General features: G+C 54.5%; 18 protein-coding genes. 4 read left to right on the top strand and 14 right to left on the bottom strand.

Annotation, left to right across the window (positions count from 1 at the left end; genetic code table 11):
• Nucleotides 1-20: 20 nt before the first annotated feature.
• The 5 genes from JWZ98_RS19925 to JWZ98_RS19945 form a co-directional block, all read right to left on the bottom strand.
• The gene (locus JWZ98_RS19925) at nucleotides 21-440 is read right to left on the bottom strand and encodes a phosphate-starvation-inducible PsiE family protein (protein WP_171697400.1); all 420 of its coding nucleotides are present in this window, start codon (nucleotides 438-440) and stop codon (nucleotides 21-23) included.
• Nucleotides 441-449: 9 nt separating this feature from the next.
• The gene (locus JWZ98_RS19930; RefSeq protein ID WP_205451488.1) at nucleotides 450-1,481 is read right to left on the bottom strand and encodes a sulfite exporter TauE/SafE family protein; all 1,032 of its coding nucleotides are present in this window, start codon (nucleotides 1,479-1,481) and stop codon (nucleotides 450-452) included.
• A gap of 31 nt (nucleotides 1,482-1,512) precedes the next feature.
• Entirely contained in the window at nucleotides 1,513-3,363 is a 1,851-nt protein-coding gene (locus JWZ98_RS19935; RefSeq protein WP_205451489.1) for a multicopper oxidase domain-containing protein, read from the bottom strand.
• A 102-nt stretch (nucleotides 3,364-3,465) separates the two neighbouring features.
• The gene (locus JWZ98_RS19940; protein WP_205451490.1) at nucleotides 3,466-4,392 is read right to left on the bottom strand and encodes a sulfite exporter TauE/SafE family protein; all 927 of its coding nucleotides are present in this window, start codon (nucleotides 4,390-4,392) and stop codon (nucleotides 3,466-3,468) included.
• Between the two features lie 13 nt (nucleotides 4,393-4,405).
• Nucleotides 4,406-5,098: an MBL fold metallo-hydrolase gene (locus JWZ98_RS19945; RefSeq protein ID WP_205451491.1), complete on the bottom strand. Its 693-nt coding sequence runs from the start codon at nucleotides 5,096-5,098 to the stop codon at nucleotides 4,406-4,408.
• Nucleotides 5,099-5,395: 297 nt separating this feature from the next.
• Here JWZ98_RS19945 and JWZ98_RS19950 point away from each other — a divergent pair, with 297 nt between their 5' ends.
• From JWZ98_RS19950 to JWZ98_RS19960, 3 genes are all read left to right on the top strand, one after another.
• Nucleotides 5,396-6,751, top strand: coding sequence for a sigma 54-interacting transcriptional regulator (locus JWZ98_RS19950; RefSeq protein WP_205451492.1), 1,356 nt, complete (start codon nucleotides 5,396-5,398; stop codon nucleotides 6,749-6,751).
• A gap of 108 nt (nucleotides 6,752-6,859) precedes the next feature.
• Nucleotides 6,860-7,045 carry a hypothetical protein gene (locus JWZ98_RS19955; RefSeq protein ID WP_171697394.1) on the top strand — a complete coding sequence of 62 codons (186 nt, stop codon included), beginning with the start codon at nucleotides 6,860-6,862 and terminating at the stop codon, nucleotides 7,043-7,045.
• Nucleotides 7,039-7,338: a type II toxin-antitoxin system RelE/ParE family toxin gene (locus JWZ98_RS19960; protein WP_205451493.1), complete on the top strand. Its 300-nt coding sequence runs from the start codon at nucleotides 7,039-7,041 to the stop codon at nucleotides 7,336-7,338. The genes JWZ98_RS19955 and JWZ98_RS19960 overlap by 7 nt, the downstream gene beginning before the upstream one ends.
• Nucleotides 7,339-7,363: 25 nt before the next feature.
• Here the strand turns inward: JWZ98_RS19960 and JWZ98_RS19965 are convergent, their stop codons facing one another.
• From JWZ98_RS19965 to JWZ98_RS19975, 3 genes are read right to left on the bottom strand one after another with little or no spacing between them, the layout of a single operon-like run.
• Nucleotides 7,364-8,152 carry a F0F1 ATP synthase subunit gamma gene (locus JWZ98_RS19965; RefSeq protein WP_205451494.1) on the bottom strand — a complete coding sequence of 263 codons (789 nt, stop codon included), beginning with the start codon at nucleotides 8,150-8,152 and terminating at the stop codon, nucleotides 7,364-7,366.
• Nucleotides 8,149-9,585 carry a F0F1 ATP synthase subunit alpha gene (locus JWZ98_RS19970; RefSeq protein ID WP_205451495.1) on the bottom strand — a complete coding sequence of 479 codons (1,437 nt, stop codon included), beginning with the start codon at nucleotides 9,583-9,585 and terminating at the stop codon, nucleotides 8,149-8,151. The genes JWZ98_RS19965 and JWZ98_RS19970 overlap by 4 nt, the downstream gene beginning before the upstream one ends.
• Entirely contained in the window at nucleotides 9,578-10,333 is a 756-nt protein-coding gene (locus JWZ98_RS19975) for a F0F1 ATP synthase subunit delta (protein WP_205451496.1), read from the bottom strand. Before JWZ98_RS19975 ends, JWZ98_RS19970 begins: the two co-directional genes overlap by 8 nt.
• A gap of 243 nt (nucleotides 10,334-10,576) precedes the next feature.
• On the opposite strand from JWZ98_RS19975, the gene JWZ98_RS19980 reads away from it, so the two are divergent.
• On the top strand, nucleotides 10,577-12,685 hold the full coding sequence (locus JWZ98_RS19980; RefSeq protein ID WP_205451497.1) for an acyltransferase family protein: 2,109 nt from the start codon (nucleotides 10,577-10,579) through the stop codon (nucleotides 12,683-12,685).
• A gap of 34 nt (nucleotides 12,686-12,719) precedes the next feature.
• Here the strand turns inward: JWZ98_RS19980 and JWZ98_RS19985 are convergent, their stop codons facing one another.
• The 6 genes from JWZ98_RS19985 to atpD form a co-directional block, all read right to left on the bottom strand.
• Nucleotides 12,720-12,986 carry a F0F1 ATP synthase subunit C gene (locus JWZ98_RS19985; RefSeq protein ID WP_020483596.1) on the bottom strand — a complete coding sequence of 89 codons (267 nt, stop codon included), beginning with the start codon at nucleotides 12,984-12,986 and terminating at the stop codon, nucleotides 12,720-12,722.
• A 2-nt stretch (nucleotides 12,987-12,988) separates the two neighbouring features.
• Entirely contained in the window at nucleotides 12,989-13,678 is a 690-nt protein-coding gene (locus tag JWZ98_RS19990) for a F0F1 ATP synthase subunit A (protein ID WP_205451498.1), read from the bottom strand.
• Between the two features lie 136 nt (nucleotides 13,679-13,814).
• Nucleotides 13,815-14,894 carry a lytic transglycosylase domain-containing protein gene (locus tag JWZ98_RS19995; protein ID WP_240348110.1) on the bottom strand — a complete coding sequence of 360 codons (1,080 nt, stop codon included), beginning with the start codon at nucleotides 14,892-14,894 and terminating at the stop codon, nucleotides 13,815-13,817.
• A 136-nt stretch (nucleotides 14,895-15,030) separates the two neighbouring features.
• Entirely contained in the window at nucleotides 15,031-15,306 is a 276-nt protein-coding gene (locus JWZ98_RS20000) for an AtpZ/AtpI family protein (RefSeq protein ID WP_033157702.1), read from the bottom strand.
• On the bottom strand, nucleotides 15,303-15,719 hold the full coding sequence (locus JWZ98_RS20005) for a F0F1 ATP synthase subunit epsilon (RefSeq protein ID WP_205451499.1): 417 nt from the start codon (nucleotides 15,717-15,719) through the stop codon (nucleotides 15,303-15,305). The genes JWZ98_RS20000 and JWZ98_RS20005 overlap by 4 nt, the downstream gene beginning before the upstream one ends.
• Nucleotides 15,716-17,086 (bottom strand): F0F1 ATP synthase subunit beta, encoded by a 1,371-nt coding sequence (gene atpD / locus JWZ98_RS20010; RefSeq protein ID WP_240348111.1) that lies wholly within the window; start codon nucleotides 17,084-17,086, stop codon nucleotides 15,716-15,718. Before atpD ends, JWZ98_RS20005 begins: the two co-directional genes overlap by 4 nt.
• Between the last annotated feature and the right edge of the window lie 38 nt (nucleotides 17,087-17,124).

Genomic DNA, 17,124 nt, shown 5'->3' on the forward strand with positions numbered 1-17,124 from the left:
CTTTATCTGTAACTGCCGGTTCAGGTATCGTCACTTGGCTTGCGAATAATCACGGTCGACAAGGCCAACAATAAAATGCCGCCGGACACCAACAAAATGCCCATATCGGCCTGATGATGGGCTTGAATATCCGCGATCAACAACCTAGCCAACGCGGTGATGGCAATGTAAATCAGACAACGCACCGGCATTAGGTTGGTTTTGAAATAGATGCCGACCATCGCACCCAGCTCTAAATAGATAAACAACAGCAAAATGTCACCAATGGTGGCGTGACCTTGCAGCATCATGCCGCCGTAAGCCACCACCGCCGACCAGACAATACTGGCACCAATGACAAACAAGGCCAAATAATGAAATATTTCGATCAGCAAATTGCCTATTTCGTCCGCCAGCAATTTGGCCTGCTCGTTCAATTGTCTGAAACGCTGAATATCCAACACTTTACCTCACTGAACGGGCTGAGTATGCGCAGGCATCGCTGTGGGCATCTGGCCTGCCTGGATAATTTTTAAACCGCGCTGCGCCATCATCACGCCCATCGCGATCACCAATATTGCGGAAACCTTTACCAGCTGGCGCATGAAAACCTGCGACAACAAGCTGGCGAAGAACCCAAATCCGAGCAATGGCACTAACGTACCGAGACCAAACCAGAACAGCATCGACGCGCCCTGTAGCGGGTCGCCGCTGCCGGCGGCCATCACATACATGGCTTGTAACGGTCCACAACCCAACAAAAAACCGGTCAACAAGCCGGTACGCAAAGCACTGCGCGGTTTGCGCAATTCATCTGCAAGCTGGCGATTGACGGCCTTAGGCATGCGCAAGGTAAAGCGGCGCAAGACCGCAAAGACGTTGAGCATCTTCAGCCCGTACAGCAACAAAAACACGCTCGCCGCCAACGCCAGTCCGCCGCGCATCGGCGGGGTAATCGCAATGGTGGCGCCCAACAAGCCAAATCCGGCACCGAGTGCGCTGTAGGACAAGGTTTTGCCGACTGCGTAACGTAAATGCGCCAGCAGCTGGCGGGACTTGGCTTGACGAGGATCGGTGTAACCCACCACAAAACCGCCGCACATACCGATACAATGAAAACCGGTGAGAAAACCGATGCCCAGCAATACCGCTTGATCCATGTGCGGCGACATTTGCTGCATTACGCCGGGCATCAAACTCTTGCCCCAGAACGTCACGCCGCCGACCGCCAGCAATAACAACAGAAAAATCAACAGGCCTTTTAACTTGCCAGCGGCAGGCCGCGGCGTCAGTGCCACGCCATAGCCCTTGGCGCGAATGGCTTGGTATATCGCCGCTTCGTCGGCAAGCTGGTCGTCGAATTGCACATCCACCGTCGCTCGCACATAGCTGACATCCAGGGTTGTCACACCCGGTAAATCGGCCAGCGCTTGACGAATGACGTCTTCGCAACCAGGGCAATGCATGCCTTCGACTGTTAAATGCCTGTTGATTATCGTCATATCCCGCTCCCTGACAATTGGCGCTTTCCGGTTAGACCACCAGGAAATCGCGCATCATGCCCATATCTTCATGCTCCAGGTTATGGCAGTGGTACATGAACAAACCTTTAAAATCCTGGAAGGGCTTGATGATTTTGACCCGCTCGCCCGGCATCACCAACACCGTGTCTTTCCAGCCGCCTTCGATAAAACCCTCTTTAACCGTGGCGTAATCTGCGCTTTCGTTATTGGCGATAGTTCGGCTCAGGATTTGAAAATATTGGCCGTGCAAATGAATCGGATGGGCCATGGACATCATCATACCCATTCCGCCTCCCATACCGCCCATGCCGCCCATCTGATGCCCACCGGCTTCTGCGTTCTCGCCGCCGTGGCGCATGCCCATCATACCCATGCGCCGATGTTCACCTTCGCCCTGGTTGTTATCACCATGCCGCATACCACCCATCATGTCCATACCGCCCATTTTGTGAGAACCGGCATCGGCCTTTTCGGCACTGCCGTGCTCGCCACCGGCTTTGTCGCCGTGTCCGCCACCGCCATGCGCATGAAAAATTTCCAGCAATTGCACGGTATTTACGGGAATGCGCTCGCTCGGCAAAATATCGTTATAAGCATAAGGCCGACCATTTAAAACCATGCGCATCGGCCCTTCCGAAATAGCGATGGGCACCGGTTTACCGGGATTGGCTGTGTCGTTTACGCTGTAATGGTTAATTTTCGCCAGGCTGTTGGGTAATTTTGGACTCTCACTTTGCTGCCGGGTGACTTTCACCGTAAAAATCGGATAGTCGCTACCCACCGGTATGGCGCTGGCATGCATGCCCATGCCGCCACCCATACGGCCATGATCGCCTTGACCACCCCCCATCATCCGTTCGGCCATGCCCGGCAATACGCCGGAAAAAGAACGGCTGCGCAACACAAGCTTAGAGCCGACTTTACGCCCGCTGAAATCCGCCCAAATATCCAAACGCTCGCCGGGGGCCAGCATCACGTAAGGTTTATTGACCGGTGCTTCCAGCAAGCCGCCATCGGTACCGATGACGGTAATAGGCGACTTGTCATCCCAAGCCAGTTTGTAGATGCGCGCCGTTGAGCCGTTGAGGACGCGGAAACGATACGCTCGACTGGCGACGTCGAGCTGAAAATTGGCCAGACCGTTCACTAAAATCCGGTCGCCGTAAAAACCCATCATTCTGTCGTGCATGGCATGCACATATTGCAATTGATTATTCGCGTCGAACTTGCGGTCCTGAATCACGATCGGCACTTCGTATTCGCCGCCGGGCAGTTCCAGGCGCCGTTCTTCCTCGTCGTTCACCAAAATCGCACCCGCCAAACCGTGATAAACCTGCTTGGCTGTGGTGTTGTGCGGATGCGGATGGTAAATATTCATGCTGGCGCGGTTGAGCATTTCAAATTCGTACACAAACACTTGGCCGCTGTCTATCGTGTACAGCGGATGCCCGTCCACTTCCGCAGGTACATGCAAACCATGCCAGTGGGTAATACTCGGTTCGTTAAGCTGATTATGCAGATTGATTCTGATCTTTTGGCCCTTTTCGAAGCGCAGTATCGGCCCCAAATAAGAGCCGGGAATTTCCGTTAAAGTCTGCGCCGGTCCCTTCACCAATTTCGCAAAATACTGCTGCACGCGCGTGGGCTGGCCGGGCAAAATAGCCACCGCGTTTGGTTTGCAGATCAAGTCCAATTCCACGTCCGGGTGAAAATTGGCCGAGGCTTTGCGCGGCGGCATCGTCGGCATCTCGGCCATGTTTTCCATCGCTCTCAGCCATGCGGGCGCCGCAGCCCACGCCATTAATCCCGCTCCACTTTGTGCAAAAAAGCGCCGACGTGACGTATTGATTGAATAAGACATATACCCTCCTCAAACGATTTTTTATAGTTATACGCCAGGCGGTTGGCACCGGATGGCGGAATCAACGGCGTAGCACAACCGTCAATATTAGTCTAGCCTAATTCAAAGGTGATGGCGGGGCGACATTGGCAACGCTTCTCTGCGCGGCGTATGGCTATGAATGCGGTTGCCTATCAAACCGAGCGCCAACAAGGCGGCCAATCCTGCCAAGCCTCGTCGCCAGGCACGTTCGTCATCCTGCCACAGCTCTAACGATGCCAATAGTTGCCAGCTCAGCGCGTTAAACAATACATAAACCGCCACCAGTATCACGAACCAACCAAACCCGCGGCGTAACGCCGTCGCGCTGATGAAGTTGGATAACCAGCCACCCAGAAAACTGCCCATTACCGCACCCGCCGTCACCAGCGCCATCAAGGGAATATCCAGTTGGGCGTGATTCGCGTAGCCGCTCAAGCCGGCGCTGGCGTTCATGACAATAACCAGTAAAGACGTACCGATAGCCGCCGGCATCGGCAAACCCACCAGCAAGGTCAATGCCGGCACGATCAAAAATCCGCCACCGACCCCAACCAAGCCGGTCAGCCCGCCGACCAAAACCCCGTCGAACAACAATCGCAATACCGGTGTTTGTAAAGGACACATCGGTAGCGCCTGCTCAACAGCCGGCTGGCTTGGCGCTTTCTTGAAAATCATCGCCAGACCCGTCAACAATGTAATCGCGCCAAAAAACACCATGAGCCATTCCCCGGAAAAATGGCCGGCCAAGCGGCCACCGCCAAATGCGCCGAGCATCCCGGCCAAACCGAATACCAGCGCACTTTTCCAGCAGACATGGCCGCGCCGAGCATGCGGGATCAACGCCATCAGGCTGGAGACACCCACCACCACAAATGAGGTGACGATCGCGGTCTTGGGCGGTACATGCAGCACGTAAACCAGCATCGGCACCGTCAAAATCGAACCGCCGCCGCCCAACAAGCCCAACAGCAGGCCGATACAGATTGCCAAGATTAGCGTCAGGATCATCGGCTAACTCCGCCTATTCGGCAGGCGTCCCACAGGACTGATTGGCCGGCAGCGCCTGATCGATGAACTTGGGATACGCCAGCTTCAACTCGCTCATGATGCCGATAAACTCGGCGCGAGTGCGCCCCTGGCCCAAACGGGTGTTTTTTGCCATTTCCTGTTTGATGGTAGACACGGTATTACCCTGGTAATCATGCCCCGGATACACCAGCGTATCAGGCGGTAATGTGAATAACTTGCCGGTGATGCTGTCATACAGCTGGCCGGCATCGCCTTGCTGGAAATCAGTGCGCCCGCTACCGCCGATCAACAAGGCATCGCCGGTAAACACCCGATCAGCCATCACATAACTGACGCAACCGCTGGTATGGCCGGGGGTATGCCGCACCTGAATATCCAGATCGCCCACTTGCAATAACACCCCGTCGGTGACCAGCAAATCCGCACAGAGCGCGCCAGCATCCCGATGTACCACACTCTTGCTGCCAAGCTTTTCCCGCAACAATCCAGCGCCGGTAATGTGGTCGGCGTGCACATGGGTTTCGAATGTGTAAATCAGCTTGAGGTTCAGGCTTTGCAGCAAATCGATATAAATCGGCAGCTCCGAAGCCACCGGATCGATCAGACAGGCGCGACGGCTGCGTTCGCATCCCAACAAATAACTGTAGGTGGAGGTTTCTGTTTCGAAGAGTTGTCTGAAAATCATGACCCGCCTCATTAAGCGCAAAGTAAAAAGAATATAAGTGCTGTATATCAATACTCGTGCCAGTTTACCGGCAGTATTAATATCCGCACGGCCCACAAATCCAGCGCTATCCAGTATGGGCTAAATAGATATATACCTTTGTTTTAACTGATTATTTTAGTTTTCTTGCCTTAAAAAATTAAGTCACTAGGTTTGATGAAGCGGCCTGGCACCGGCCAAGCCTGGCGTTTCAATATGAAATATTGAAACGATGCTGATACACTTGAAACATCACTGAAACAAAACGAGCTTGAACGCATGGCATCTTCCTCACCGCTATTCAAACGCTGGCTCGGCCAAATCGGCGCCGATCAAGTCGTAGAAGTGTTGACCGATTTATTCGAAAGCGGCGCGGCCTTTATCGTAGACAGCAACAGCGACATCTTGCTGTGGAGCAAAGGCGCCGAACAATTGTTTGGCCTGAACGCAGCCGAGACCATAGGCAAACCCTGCAAAACCGCGCTGAATTGCGACAGCGGCAACGACCCCTGCAATCTGGCCGAACTCGGCATCGTCAAGTCGCAAGCGGTGCGGATACATCGCCCGGATGGCCGGACGCTGAATTGCTATCGAACCGCGCGCGCCTTCTACGACAACAACGGCGGCTTCGCCGGGGCGATTGAATTTCTGCAACCACAAAGCGACATAGCCCCGGAACAAAAGCCGGACGACAGCGACAGCTTTCACGGCATTCTGTCGCGCGACCCGGCCATGAAAGAAGCCATCAAAATCATCCGCAACGTCGCCGAAACTGAAGCCACCGTGTTAATCCGCGGCGAATCCGGCACCGGTAAAGAGATGGTGGCGCATGCCTTGCACCTGGAAAGCCCTAGGCACTATCAGCCGTTTTTGGCGATCAACTGCGCGGCCTTGACCCCCAGCCTGTTGGAAAGCGAATTGTTCGGCCACGTCAAAGGCGCATTTACCGGCGCGGTGCGTAATCATGCCGGCTTGTTTCAACGTGCCAACGGCGGTACTTTATTTTTGGACGAAATAGCGGAGTTGCCACTAGAGCTGCAAGCCAAGTTGCTGCGGGTGATACAGGAGCGTAACTTTACGCCGGTGGGCGGCGATAGCGCGGTCAGCGTGGATGTGCGGATTATTGCCGCCACGCATAGATCGTTGCGCGAAGAGGTCAAGGCCGGGCGGTTTCGAGAAGATTTGATGTATCGCTTACGAGTGGTGCCGATTTTTCTGCCACCGCTGCGCGAACGTCGCCAGGACATCAGCCTGTTGCTGCAACACCTGATAGACCGGCATAACACCCAAGGCCATCGCCATATCGACCGCATCGCGCCGGAAGCGATGCGCCTGTTGCTGGATTACCGCTGGCCGGGTAATGTCCGGGAACTGAATAATGTCGTCGAATACGCCTATGCGGTAGGCCGCGGCAGCGAACTCGGCATAGACGATTTGCCACCCGAGTTTCGTGAGCCGCTTAGACCGGCAGCAACGCTTGACCAAAACTCTGCCCCGCGTCCAAAAAGTCAAAACGAAGCGGAATTGATCCGCGAAGCCTTGGCAAATAACCCGGACAATCTGGAACAGGCCGCTCAATTTGCGGGGATGAGCCGGGCGACTTTTTGGCGAAAACGGCGGAAGTATGGGCTATAGGCTCGCTCAATTGGCAGGTTAATCACGTCAACGCCGCGCAAATATCGTATTGACGTCCGATTGATTGCGTTTTATGGTGTAGCTCCAGTCATCAATGGGACTCTATTCATGCAAGCACCCACTCTAAAACAGGAAGCGCTGGAATCGATTGACCGTTTGCCTGACAACGCAGACATGGACGAAATCATGTATCAGCTGTACGTCGTCGACAAGTTACGCAAAAGCCGCAAAGCTATCGCTGAAGACCAATTCATTCACCACGAAGAGTTAAAGCGCGAAATCGAACAATGGTGATTGTTTGGTCAAAACCCGCACGCGAAGACCTCCACTCGATACATCAATTTATTGCTCGTGATTCCAAACTCTACGCAAACCGCGTAACGCAAGACATTCTCGCTAAAGTGGATGTACTGGCGATCATGCCAAAGCTGGGCAGGACAGTTTCCGAAATTGGCGAGGAAAATGTGCGCGAAATCGGCGTATATTCATACCGGATACTTTACGAAATAATCGGCGAAACCTTATATATCCATGGTGTGATTCATAAGCGGCGAGACTTCAAACAGGAAGAGCTGCAACGGGAATAAGCATTGAATGGCTAAACGCAGACTGCTAATGCCGCCCCACCATCAACTCGATTTCCTCGACGATTTCTTCCTGGCGCAGCCGGTTGCGTTGCCGTTGTAATTCTTCGCCGCCTCGCTCCAGATGCCGCAACGCGGTTTCCATCTGCATCAGCCGCATGTGGTTTTCGACCCGAATCGAGCGTAACAATAAGGCCAGCAAGCTGTGAAACAGATAATGTTCGGCAACGCCTTGAGCCACTTCCGCTGCCGGTGCAAACGTCAACGGCGGGTTTAGCCGGGCGTGGCTGGCAACATTTGCCAGAGGCCAAAGACGTTGGCTGCGCGCCCCTTGTTCGTCACGAATACAAGCTATCAGTCCAAATTCGACGCCGCGCAGCTCTGCCACCGCCGCCAGAATACTATCTATCGCTGCCGGCGCATCCAGACCACCTTCGGCACCGCGCAGCCGTTGCAATGCGGCGCGTTCCTCAACCATTGGGTGCAGGCGTTCGCCAAGCAGAATCAGCGGACCTTGCTGATCGGCGTTTTGCTGCCAGTAACGGATCACGTCTTCGTTAAAGCTGCCGCAAAAGCCGCGCACGGAACCGAATAACAGCCAGATGTCTTTCCCGGTCGCGCTTAAAGCCGGCTCCGGCAAGCTGTCGGCCAAATCGGCCAAGGCCGTTTCCAGCGATTGCACAACTTGTTGCTGCGCGGCTTCGCGCTTGCCCACTTTCCGCAATTCGGCCAAAGCAAAACTGCGCATGGCGCCGAGAATGCCGGACAAATCGTCGAACAAGGCTAAGCGCGCCTCGACTTCCCGGCGCTGGCTCATGTTTTATCCGCCAAGAGTTGCCGCAACACTGACAACCATTGCTTTTTCGGCGAATCCAAAGTCAACGTATCCGGCAATTTTGCCAGTAGCCCGGCCAATACGCCCGCTGCATGTTCCGGTTTGAGGTTTTCCAGTAAACCCTCGCCATAGGCCAGCAACCAGGCCAGATGCGCGCGTTCGGACAAAGGTTGCAAACGGTCCTGTTTCAATATTTCCCGCAGCAAACGGCCGCGTTGCAGTTTTTCCTCGACACCGGCTTCCAAACGGGTGCCGAAGCGGGCGAACAACTCCAGCTCCAGAAACTGCAAATAATCCAACCGAATATGCGCGGAAGCGGTTTTGATTGCCGGATGCTGGGCCTTGCCGCCAATACGCGACACCGAACGGCCGATGTCGATGGCCGGCAGCATGCCTGCCGCGAACAGCTTGCTCTCCAGATATATCTGGCCGTCGGTGATCGAGATCAAGTTGGTGGGGATATACGCCGACAGCTCGCCCTGGCGGGTTTCGATAATCGGCAAGGCGGTCATGCTGCCGCCGCCATAGGCCGACGACAATACGGTCGAGCGCTCCAGCAGCCGGGAATGCAGATAAAAAATATCGCCCGGATAGGCTTCTCTTCCTGGCGGCCGTTGCAGTAGCAGCGATAACTCGCGGTAGGACTGGGCATGGCGCGTCAAATCGTCGTAGACCACCAAGGTGTCGCGGCCCATGCGCATCCAGTGCTCGGCAATCGCGCAGCCGGCAAAGGGCGCCAGATAGCGAAAACCCGGTAAAGCGTTGGCCTCAGCGACCACCACCACGGTATAGGCCAGCGCGTCGGCCTGACGCAGCGCTTCTAGGGTACCGGCGACGGAAGAACGCGGCTGGCCGATCAACACCATCACGCACAATACGTTGCGGCCACGTTGATTCAGCACGGCGTCCAGGGCCAGCGCGCTTTTGCCGATACCGTCGTTGCCGATGATCAACTGGCGCTGGCCCTTACCGATGGGAATCAGCGTATCGACGATCTTACAGCCGGTGTATAAAGGTTCGGAGACGAAATCGCGCGCGATGATGGGCGGGGCGGCAGCTTCCAGGGAACGAAACTGGCGCAATTCCGGCGGCGGCAAACCGTCCAGCGGATTACCGAGCGGATCGACCACTCGCCCCAATAAAGCGTCGCCAACACCTATTTCCAGCTTGCGGCCGATATGTTGCACGGCCATACCGGCTGTGACGCCAAGGTTTTGCGACAACAGTATCGCCCCCAGCACTTCCCGACCCAGCTGAAACACCAGGCCGGTACTGCCATCGTCGAAACCGATCAGTTCGTCCAGCCGCGCCGTCGGCAAGCCGCGGATCCAGGCGATGCCATCGCCAATGCCGGCCACACAGCCGCGCTCGGATAAGCGCAGGCCGAATTGGTAGGGCTTAACCGACTCAACCATGATTGGCTTGGCGCCGGAAAAACGCCAGTTCGTCGGCCAGATTGGCGTGCAATTGGCATTCGCCGACTATGGCGCGCAACCCGGCAATCAAGGCCGAGTCTTCCTTGAAGGTGATTTGCAAGGTTTGTCCGGCAGCAGTCGACAAGGCCTCCGTCACTCGCGCTTGATCGGCTTCGCTCAACGGGTGCGCGCTAAGCACTTCGACCGCAGAAGCGGCAATCAACATAGCAGCGGCTTTGCGTAGCGCCGCTAGCTCGCTGTCCGGCATATCAAGCAGGTCCTGCAGAAAGACCTCGACGATGCGCTGCGTCAATTGCGGCGATGCCAATCGTTGCAACATAGCCGCGGCCTGCCCGTAAGCAGCGCCCGCCGCTTCCCTTACCAAAGCCGCTTCTCTTCCCGCAATCAGCGTCTGGTTGCGGACCCGCAATTTAGCTTCTTCATCGGCTAGGGTTTGTTTCAAATTCTCTGTCGCGGTATTGCGCAACTGAGTTAACTCTTCGTCTAGTTGGCGGCGACTGGTCTCCTGTTCTTGATTCCAAGCGGCTAATCGTTGTTCGTATTGTTGACGCAGGGCTTCCGCTTCGTTGCGCAAAAGCGCGGCCTGCTCGGTTTCGTCTTTGATGCGCTGCTGCCGGGCATCGAGCATGGCCAGCACCGGCCGGTACAGAAAGCGTTGCAGTATCCACACCAGGACCAGAAAGTTGAGGATTTCCAGGATGAAGGTTGTCCAGTCGAATTGCATCATGGATGGGTAACCCGTTTTGTTGGATATGAACTTGCGGTGTTGTTCCGAAAATACCGCCGATCTTTTGTTTATCCGCTATCTTAAACCCCGCAATGGTTTCGATGTCTGAAAATTTAGCCTGCACAGTTTGCCGCTTAGGCACGTCTTGAGGCTCGAATACTTACGGCTTAGAATACGGCCCGCCTTTCCAGGCTAGAGCAGATTAGATGGAAAGTCCGAACCCACTTAGCATTTCTTTACCCTATGACCTCTTTGCAAGAACACCTGTCACACCCCAAGTATCGTCCGGATATTGACGGATTGAGAGCCATTGCCGTGCTCTCGGTTATCGCCTTTCATGCCTTTCCCAGCAGTTTGCAAGGCGGCTTTATAGGTGTAGACATCTTCTTTGTGATTTCTGGCTATCTGATTTCGACCATCATTTTTCAGAACCTGGAAAAGGGTACTTTCAGCTTCACCGAGTTTTATGCCCGCAGGGTTAAGCGGATCTTCCCGGCCCTGATTCTGGTGTTAGTCGCCTGTTACGTCTTCGGTTGGTTCGCGCTGTTTGCCGACGAGTACAAGCAGTTGAGCAAGCATATTGCCGCCGGCGCGGGATTCGTTTCCAACATTGTGTTGTGGAGCGAGGCCGGCTATTTCGACAACTCCGGCGAGACTAAACCCTTGCTGCATCTTTGGAGTTTGGGCATTGAGGAACAGTTTTACATAGTCTGGCCCTTATTGCTTTGGTTTGCCTGGGAGCGGAACTTCAATCTGTTGACCATTACGGTTCTGATTGCCATCGTCTCTTTCGGCCTGAATATCACAGGCATCATCGCCCATCCTGTCGCGACGTTTTACTCCCCACAAACCCGGTTTTGGGAGCTGTTATGCGGTAGTTTGCTGGCCTGGATGACGCTCTACAAGAAGGACTCGTTCTCTGCTATCAAGCTCAAGCTCGACGGCTGGCTGGCTGGCGCGGTTTATCGAAACTCTCACGCCGCCGACGGCAAAACGCTGGCCAACGCGCTTTCCATTCTGGGCATGCTGCTGCTGGCCTTCGGTTTTTTCATCATCAATAAAGATCTCAATTTCCCTGGCCGTTGGGCGGTAATCCCGATGTTGGCTGCGGTCATGATCATATCGGCTGGACCAAATGCCTGGGTTAATCGCATCGTCTTATCCCACCCGCTGGCGGTCTGGTTCGGCCTGATCAGTTTTCCGTTGTATTTGTGGCACTGGCCTTTGCTGTCTTTTGCGCAAATCATCGAGACCGACGTACCCAGTATGAATATCCGCGCCATTGCGGTGTTGCTGGCCGTGGCATTGGCTTGGCTGACCTACATACTGATTGAAAAACCGATACGTTTGGGCAGTCACAGCAGAGCCAAGACCGCGGTACTGCTGCTGCTGATGCTAGGTATCGGCTATGTCGGTTACGCCTCATATTCTCGGGACGGACTGGGTTTTCGTAAAGCCGATGCGCAGACCAAAACCAAAATGTATGCCGACGTAAACGGCACAGTGCTCTACAACACACCGGAGGACTGGGTCGATGAGCGCTGTAAGACGGTATTGGAGGGGGCCAGTTACAATTATTTGATGTGCCGCTTTACCACCGCCACCCCAAAAATGCTGGTGGTCGGCGATAGTCACGCCGCGCAATTTGTCTACGATTCCATTTCCAAGGGCTCGAACGATCTGGCATTGGTCGGTGTCAATGGCTGCCTGCCATTCATCGATCTGGTGAGCATTAATCCAACGGAAGAATTTGCCGAAAAATCGACACGATGCCGGGTAGTCGTTCCTATCGTGCTAAAGCTGCTGAAGGAATTCCCATCCATTCAGCGCGTGGTGTTTGCGACCAGAGGCGCGATGTACATTGAAGGTTTTGGCTTCGGCAATACTGATTCGAAAAACCTCTATCGGATTGTTAGAAGCCCGGATGATGTGTTGACGGAAAATTACAACCAATTTGTTTCCGGCTATGTCGCAACCATCAATGAGATTTTAAAGCTGGGCAAAGCGGTGGTTTTTATTGAAGACGTACCGGAGATTGGTATAAGCGCTAAAAACTGTGTGGACGAGCGCCCACTGCGTATTACAGACAAAGCGCTGCCCGAGTGCGATGTGTCCAGAAAGTCTTTTGAAGAACGCAATATAAACTACAGACGCGCGGTCGATGCCATCAATGCCGCCACGCATAAGCGGATTAAGATTTTTCCCGCCTACGAATATTTATGCGATGAATCGACTTGCGGCGGCATGCACGATGACATGTCTTATTTTTACGACGACGATCATCTTTCCATGCGCGGCAGTAAATTTATTTTCGACAAATTTACCGAATGGTTGGACAAAGAGTCCAAGTAAACGATTGGAGCGCCATATAGCAAACTGGGTTGAGTTATTTTAAAAAATATTCAAGCAGCGGATTTCTAAACAACACAATCAGGGCCACCACCAAACAATAAATCGCTAAGGACTCTATCATCGCCAAACCAATAAATAAGGTTCGGGTGATGGTTTTCTCGGCTTCCGGCTGGCGGGCCAGGGCTTCCAGCGCGGCGGCGATGGCTTTGCCCATTGCCAGAGCCGGCAACATAGTGCCGAGAGCAATGACCAGACCGGCCACGCCGGTGGAAATCATGCTGAATAAATGGATGTCGTTCATGGCTATTCCTCGGGAATGGCGGATGTATCGGATTCGCCAGGTTCCAACGCACCGGCAATGTAAATCAGCGCCAGCATACCAAAGATATAGGCCTGCACCACTGCTTCGATGACATGCAGCATCAATAACGGCACCGGCACCAGAAAGCCGGCAATCAACAATACCAGCAAGGCCGCCATTTCCAGACTCATAATGTTGCCGAATAGGCGGATGGCTAAAGCCAGGGTGCGGGTAAATTCGCTGATGATGTGAAACGGTAACAGGATAATGCTGGGCTCAACATAATGGCGAAAATGCTGGCACCAGCCGCGATCACGGATCCCGAACCAGTGAGTAGACCCGAACACCAGTACCGCCAATGCGGCGGTGGCGGACAAGTCGCGGGTGGGCGCGTGGAGTTCCGGAATTAAACCCACCAGATTAGCCACCAACACAAACAGCCACAAGCTGGCCACGAACGGCAGCGCCCGCCGCACTGAAGCCGCCGGTAAGACTTCGGCAATCGCGCCTTCTATCGCCACGACCACCGCTTCGAGCAAATTTCGCAATGAAGATGGCTGACGGCTGAAGCGCAGCGACAGGATTAGCAGCACAAAGCCCAGCATCACGCCCCAGGTAGTCACGACCGTGTTACTGATCGCCAGTGGGCCGAGTTGAAAAACGGTATCGGCTGCCGACTCGGAGTTATTCATGTCCGCACCTCGAATTAAACAAACAGAACAGCAATGTAGGTTGGGCAGAGCGTAGTGAAGCCCAACAAAATATAAATGTTGGGCTTCATGCGTTCAGCCTAGTCCACCCTTTACGACAGCCTCGCTGGACGCTGATTTATTCGACAGCCAAGTATTGACCGGGGGCCAATGGGCTTTCGTAGCGGACGCCTTCCCGGAAAAACTGCTCGGGGTTGGAAGCAATTTCGCGGGCGGCCAGGAATTGCGCATAGTAGTTACGGGAGGCGAAACCGAAGGCCGGACCGTCATAGGTATCTACGATACGCACGAAGTCACTGCCGACTTGGTTTTGTGCACGCTTCATCCCGCCGATGCCGTGGTTGTATGAAGTCACAGCCGCCGGCCAGTCACCGAGTTTGCCGTAAGCGTACGACAGGTAACGGGCAGCGCCGTTGGCGGACACGAAAGGATCGTAGCGCTGATCGACGCGATCACCGCCGGGCATGAAGGTTTTGGCGGCAGCCTTGGTAAATTGCCACATACCGACCGCGCCGGCGGAGGATTTGGCGGACGGTTGAAACGAGGATTCTACGTGCGGCAGATAAGCCAAGTCCTCAGGCAAGCCGGCATCGCGGAAGGTTTTTCTAAACTGCAAATCATAGCGGCCGCTGATCTCCAAGCCTCGCTTAAAGCGCTCGCGCGTGCCGCGCTGCGAACGTAGTCTGTCGCTAAGGCCAGGCAATACGCTATTGATCGATCTGCCGTTATTTTCCAGTTTGGCGATCAATTGCCGGTCGTTGGCATTCAACGCCGCGCCATAACGCACTTTACTTTCCAATTCCGCCAATTGGGCTTTCCAATACTCGCGGCGCTGGCTGATCATGTCTTTTTGCTCAGTTGTCAGGCCTTCCGCAACGTAGCCCGGTAAGGTCATCACTTCGTAGACGACATCCAAATAACGGTCGTCATGAAACGCCACTTCGGAACGCTGCCAGACCGCATAGGTTTTTCGCCAGAAATCCACGGCCGGCTCCAACGCTGCCGGTTTTGGGAAAGCCCCTGTATAAAACGCCGGTTTATACGGCGTCGGTTGCGGTTGATAAGACGGTCGCTGTTGGACGATATTCGGCCTGACCGACGCCATTTTCTCTCGCTTTACCGGCGAACTGCTGGTGCAAGCATTTAATAAAAATAAGGCTAATAAGGGAAGAGCTAAACGCAGCAAGGGTGGTTTCATTTTAGTTTGGTTATTGAGTGCAACGTTGATCGATGTAAAGTTTGCTACGCCGAAGAGCCGTAAGATATTCCTCGTGTATTTTTAATAAATAATAGCGCTCATTTCGAATTTTCGTGAAGAATAAATCCGAAAAAAATCAGCTTTTTTCCTGCAAAAATCGAAAAACATTATAAGCGCCAACCCCAATACCCAACACGATCAAACTGACAGTCCAGCGCACCGAATAACCAGTAGCCAATGTATCCAACCACCGTCCCAAATACGCACCGGCGACGATAGGCACTACAAACAGTAAACCCAGGGTGCCGCCATAAAACAGCATGCCAACCCAAGTCGCCGGGCGGCGAGTTTTATCTTCCAAGCGACGCAGATCGCGACGAGTGTGTTCGATTAATTTGTTGCGAAAACTCATGGCACTATTCCCGCTGATCCGCGACTACTCAATTCGGCTAGGCGCCGCACCAAAGAATGTTCAATTTCCGACAACGTCGCCCGCGCGGTATGTACTTCTGAATCGGCCAGGGCCATTTCCGCCGCGAGTCGTTCGCAGATGCTATCGCGGTCTTTGCCGAGAAAATAGCGCACCGTCGTCACAGTCAGTTGATTATCGGCAAAGCGCAGCACACCGCTGGGCAAGGCCAAATAATGCCAGACATCGGCTTGATCGCAGAAACGGGCCAGCCCGTATCTCAACAAAGCCACGCAGTGAATATGCCCCGCCAAAATCCCGAAACTGCCGTCGGTATCGGCGCCGATAAACTGGGTGACGGTATCGAAATGCTCGGCGCCACGACTATCCAGCAAAGTTAACGCAAACCCGTTCATGCCGACATTGCCCCTTTCATATAGCAATCGGCTTCGCTGAGCTGGTCATATTGGCCGTTCATAAATGCTTCGCAGTCGGTGATGGTTTGCGCCAGCGGCACGCGCACGCCCGGCATGCCGGTGTGATCGGCTACGGTGGTAAACGGTTGAGTCAGATAGCGTTGCAAGCGGCGCGCCCGTTCGACGATACGGCGATCCTCTTGTGAGAGCTCTTCGATACCGAGCATGGCGATAATATCTTCCAATTCTCGATAGCGCGACAAATGCTCGCGGACCGCACGCGCCACCTGGTAGTGCCGGTCGCCCAGGATATGGTGATCCATGATCCGGCTGCTGGATCGCAACGGATCGATGGCCGGATATATTCCTTTGGCGGCCTGTTGCCGCGACAAGATGACCACGCTATCCAGATGCCCAAGGATGGTAGCCACCGCCGGATCAGACATGTCATCGGCCGGCACATACACAGCCTGCACCGAGGTGATGGAGCCCGATTTGGTGGAGACGATACGTTCTTCCAGCGATGCAACTTCGGTCAGCAAAGTGGGTTGATAGCCGACCGTGGCGGGCATCCGCCCCAGCAAACCGGAAATCTCGCTACCGGCCTGGACGAAGCGAAAAATATTGTCCATCAAAAACAACACTTCGGTATCCAGCGTGTCGCGCAAATACTCGGCATAGGCCAAGGCGGTGTAACCGACATGAAAGCGCACGCCGGGCGATTCGTCCATTTGCCCGTAGACCAGTAGTGCTTTGGGTAATACGCCGGCATCGGCCATTTCATGCCAGAGTTCGTGGCCTTCACGCATGCGTTCGCCAACGCCGGCATAAACCGATACGCCTTGCATCGCCACGCTGACCGCGTGCATGAACTCCATCATCAACACGGTCTTGCCGACGCCAGCGCCGCCGAACAAGCCGGTTTTACCGCCGCGCACAAACGGACAAAGCAGGTCGATGACTTTGATGCCGGTTTCCAAGATTTGCGAAGCCGGCAGCGTATCGGACAGCAAGGGGGGAGCGGCGAGAATATTACGGAAATTAATGTTAGGTAAGGGCTGGCCGCCATCAAGCGGATCGCCGAACACATTGAGCATGCGCCCCAAACAACTGGGATCGACCGGCACATTTAAAGCGTCGCCACGATCAAACACCGGCATGCCGCGAAATAAGCCCGAAACCGAATGCAAAGCAATCGCCCGAATCAGCGTAGGCTCCAGATGCTGAAACACGACCAGCACATAGCGACCGCCACCGTTCACAACATCAAGAGCCTGACCGATTGGCGGCAGATATTCGCAACGCACATCAACCACCGGCCCCTGCGCGGCCTCAATCCGGCCCACCTGCTTCATCTCGCCTGTCATAGCAACTTGCTCCGACGCATAATCCCCCTAAAGCACTT

The sequence above is a fragment of the Methylomonas sp. EFPC1 genome (assembly GCF_016925515.1).
Classification (GTDB): domain Bacteria; phylum Pseudomonadota; class Gammaproteobacteria; order Methylococcales; family Methylomonadaceae; genus Methylomonas; species Methylomonas defluvii.

Bases quoted from the DNA above. Each gene is read 5' to 3' on its own strand.
- JWZ98_RS19930 (WP_205451488.1), bottom strand. From the start codon at position 1,481: ATGACGATAATCAACAGGCATTTAACAGTCGAAGGCATGCATTGCCCT.
- JWZ98_RS19935 (WP_205451489.1), bottom strand. From the start codon at position 3,363: ATGTCTTATTCAATCAATACGTCACGTCGGCGCTTTTTTGCACAAAGT.
- JWZ98_RS19940 (WP_205451490.1), bottom strand. From the start codon at position 4,392: ATGATCCTGACGCTAATCTTGGCAATCTGTATCGGCCTGCTGTTGGGC.
- JWZ98_RS19945 (WP_205451491.1), bottom strand. From the start codon at position 5,098: ATGATTTTCAGACAACTCTTCGAAACAGAAACCTCCACCTACAGTTAT.
- JWZ98_RS19950 (WP_205451492.1), top strand. From the start codon at position 5,396: ATGGCATCTTCCTCACCGCTATTCAAACGCTGGCTCGGCCAAATCGGC.
- JWZ98_RS19955 (WP_171697394.1), top strand. From the start codon at position 6,860: ATGCAAGCACCCACTCTAAAACAGGAAGCGCTGGAATCGATTGACCGT.
- JWZ98_RS19960 (WP_205451493.1), top strand. From the start codon at position 7,039: ATGGTGATTGTTTGGTCAAAACCCGCACGCGAAGACCTCCACTCGATA.
- JWZ98_RS19965 (WP_205451494.1), bottom strand. From the start codon at position 8,152: ATGAGCCAGCGCCGGGAAGTCGAGGCGCGCTTAGCCTTGTTCGACGAT.
- JWZ98_RS19970 (WP_205451495.1), bottom strand. From the start codon at position 9,585: ATGGTTGAGTCGGTTAAGCCCTACCAATTCGGCCTGCGCTTATCCGAG.
- JWZ98_RS19975 (WP_205451496.1), bottom strand. From the start codon at position 10,333: ATGATGCAATTCGACTGGACAACCTTCATCCTGGAAATCCTCAACTTT.
- JWZ98_RS19980 (WP_205451497.1), top strand. From the start codon at position 10,577: ATGACCTCTTTGCAAGAACACCTGTCACACCCCAAGTATCGTCCGGAT.
- JWZ98_RS19985 (WP_020483596.1), bottom strand. From the start codon at position 12,986: ATGAACGACATCCATTTATTCAGCATGATTTCCACCGGCGTGGCCGGT.
- JWZ98_RS19990 (WP_205451498.1), bottom strand. From the start codon at position 13,678: ATGAATAACTCCGAGTCGGCAGCCGATACCGTTTTTCAACTCGGCCCA.
- JWZ98_RS19995 (WP_240348110.1), bottom strand. From the start codon at position 14,894: ATGAAACCACCCTTGCTGCGTTTAGCTCTTCCCTTATTAGCCTTATTT.
- JWZ98_RS20000 (WP_033157702.1), bottom strand. From the start codon at position 15,306: ATGAGTTTTCGCAACAAATTAATCGAACACACTCGTCGCGATCTGCGT.
- JWZ98_RS20005 (WP_205451499.1), bottom strand. From the start codon at position 15,719: ATGAACGGGTTTGCGTTAACTTTGCTGGATAGTCGTGGCGCCGAGCAT.
- atpD (WP_240348111.1), bottom strand. From the start codon at position 17,086: ATGACAGGCGAGATGAAGCAGGTGGGCCGGATTGAGGCCGCGCAGGGG.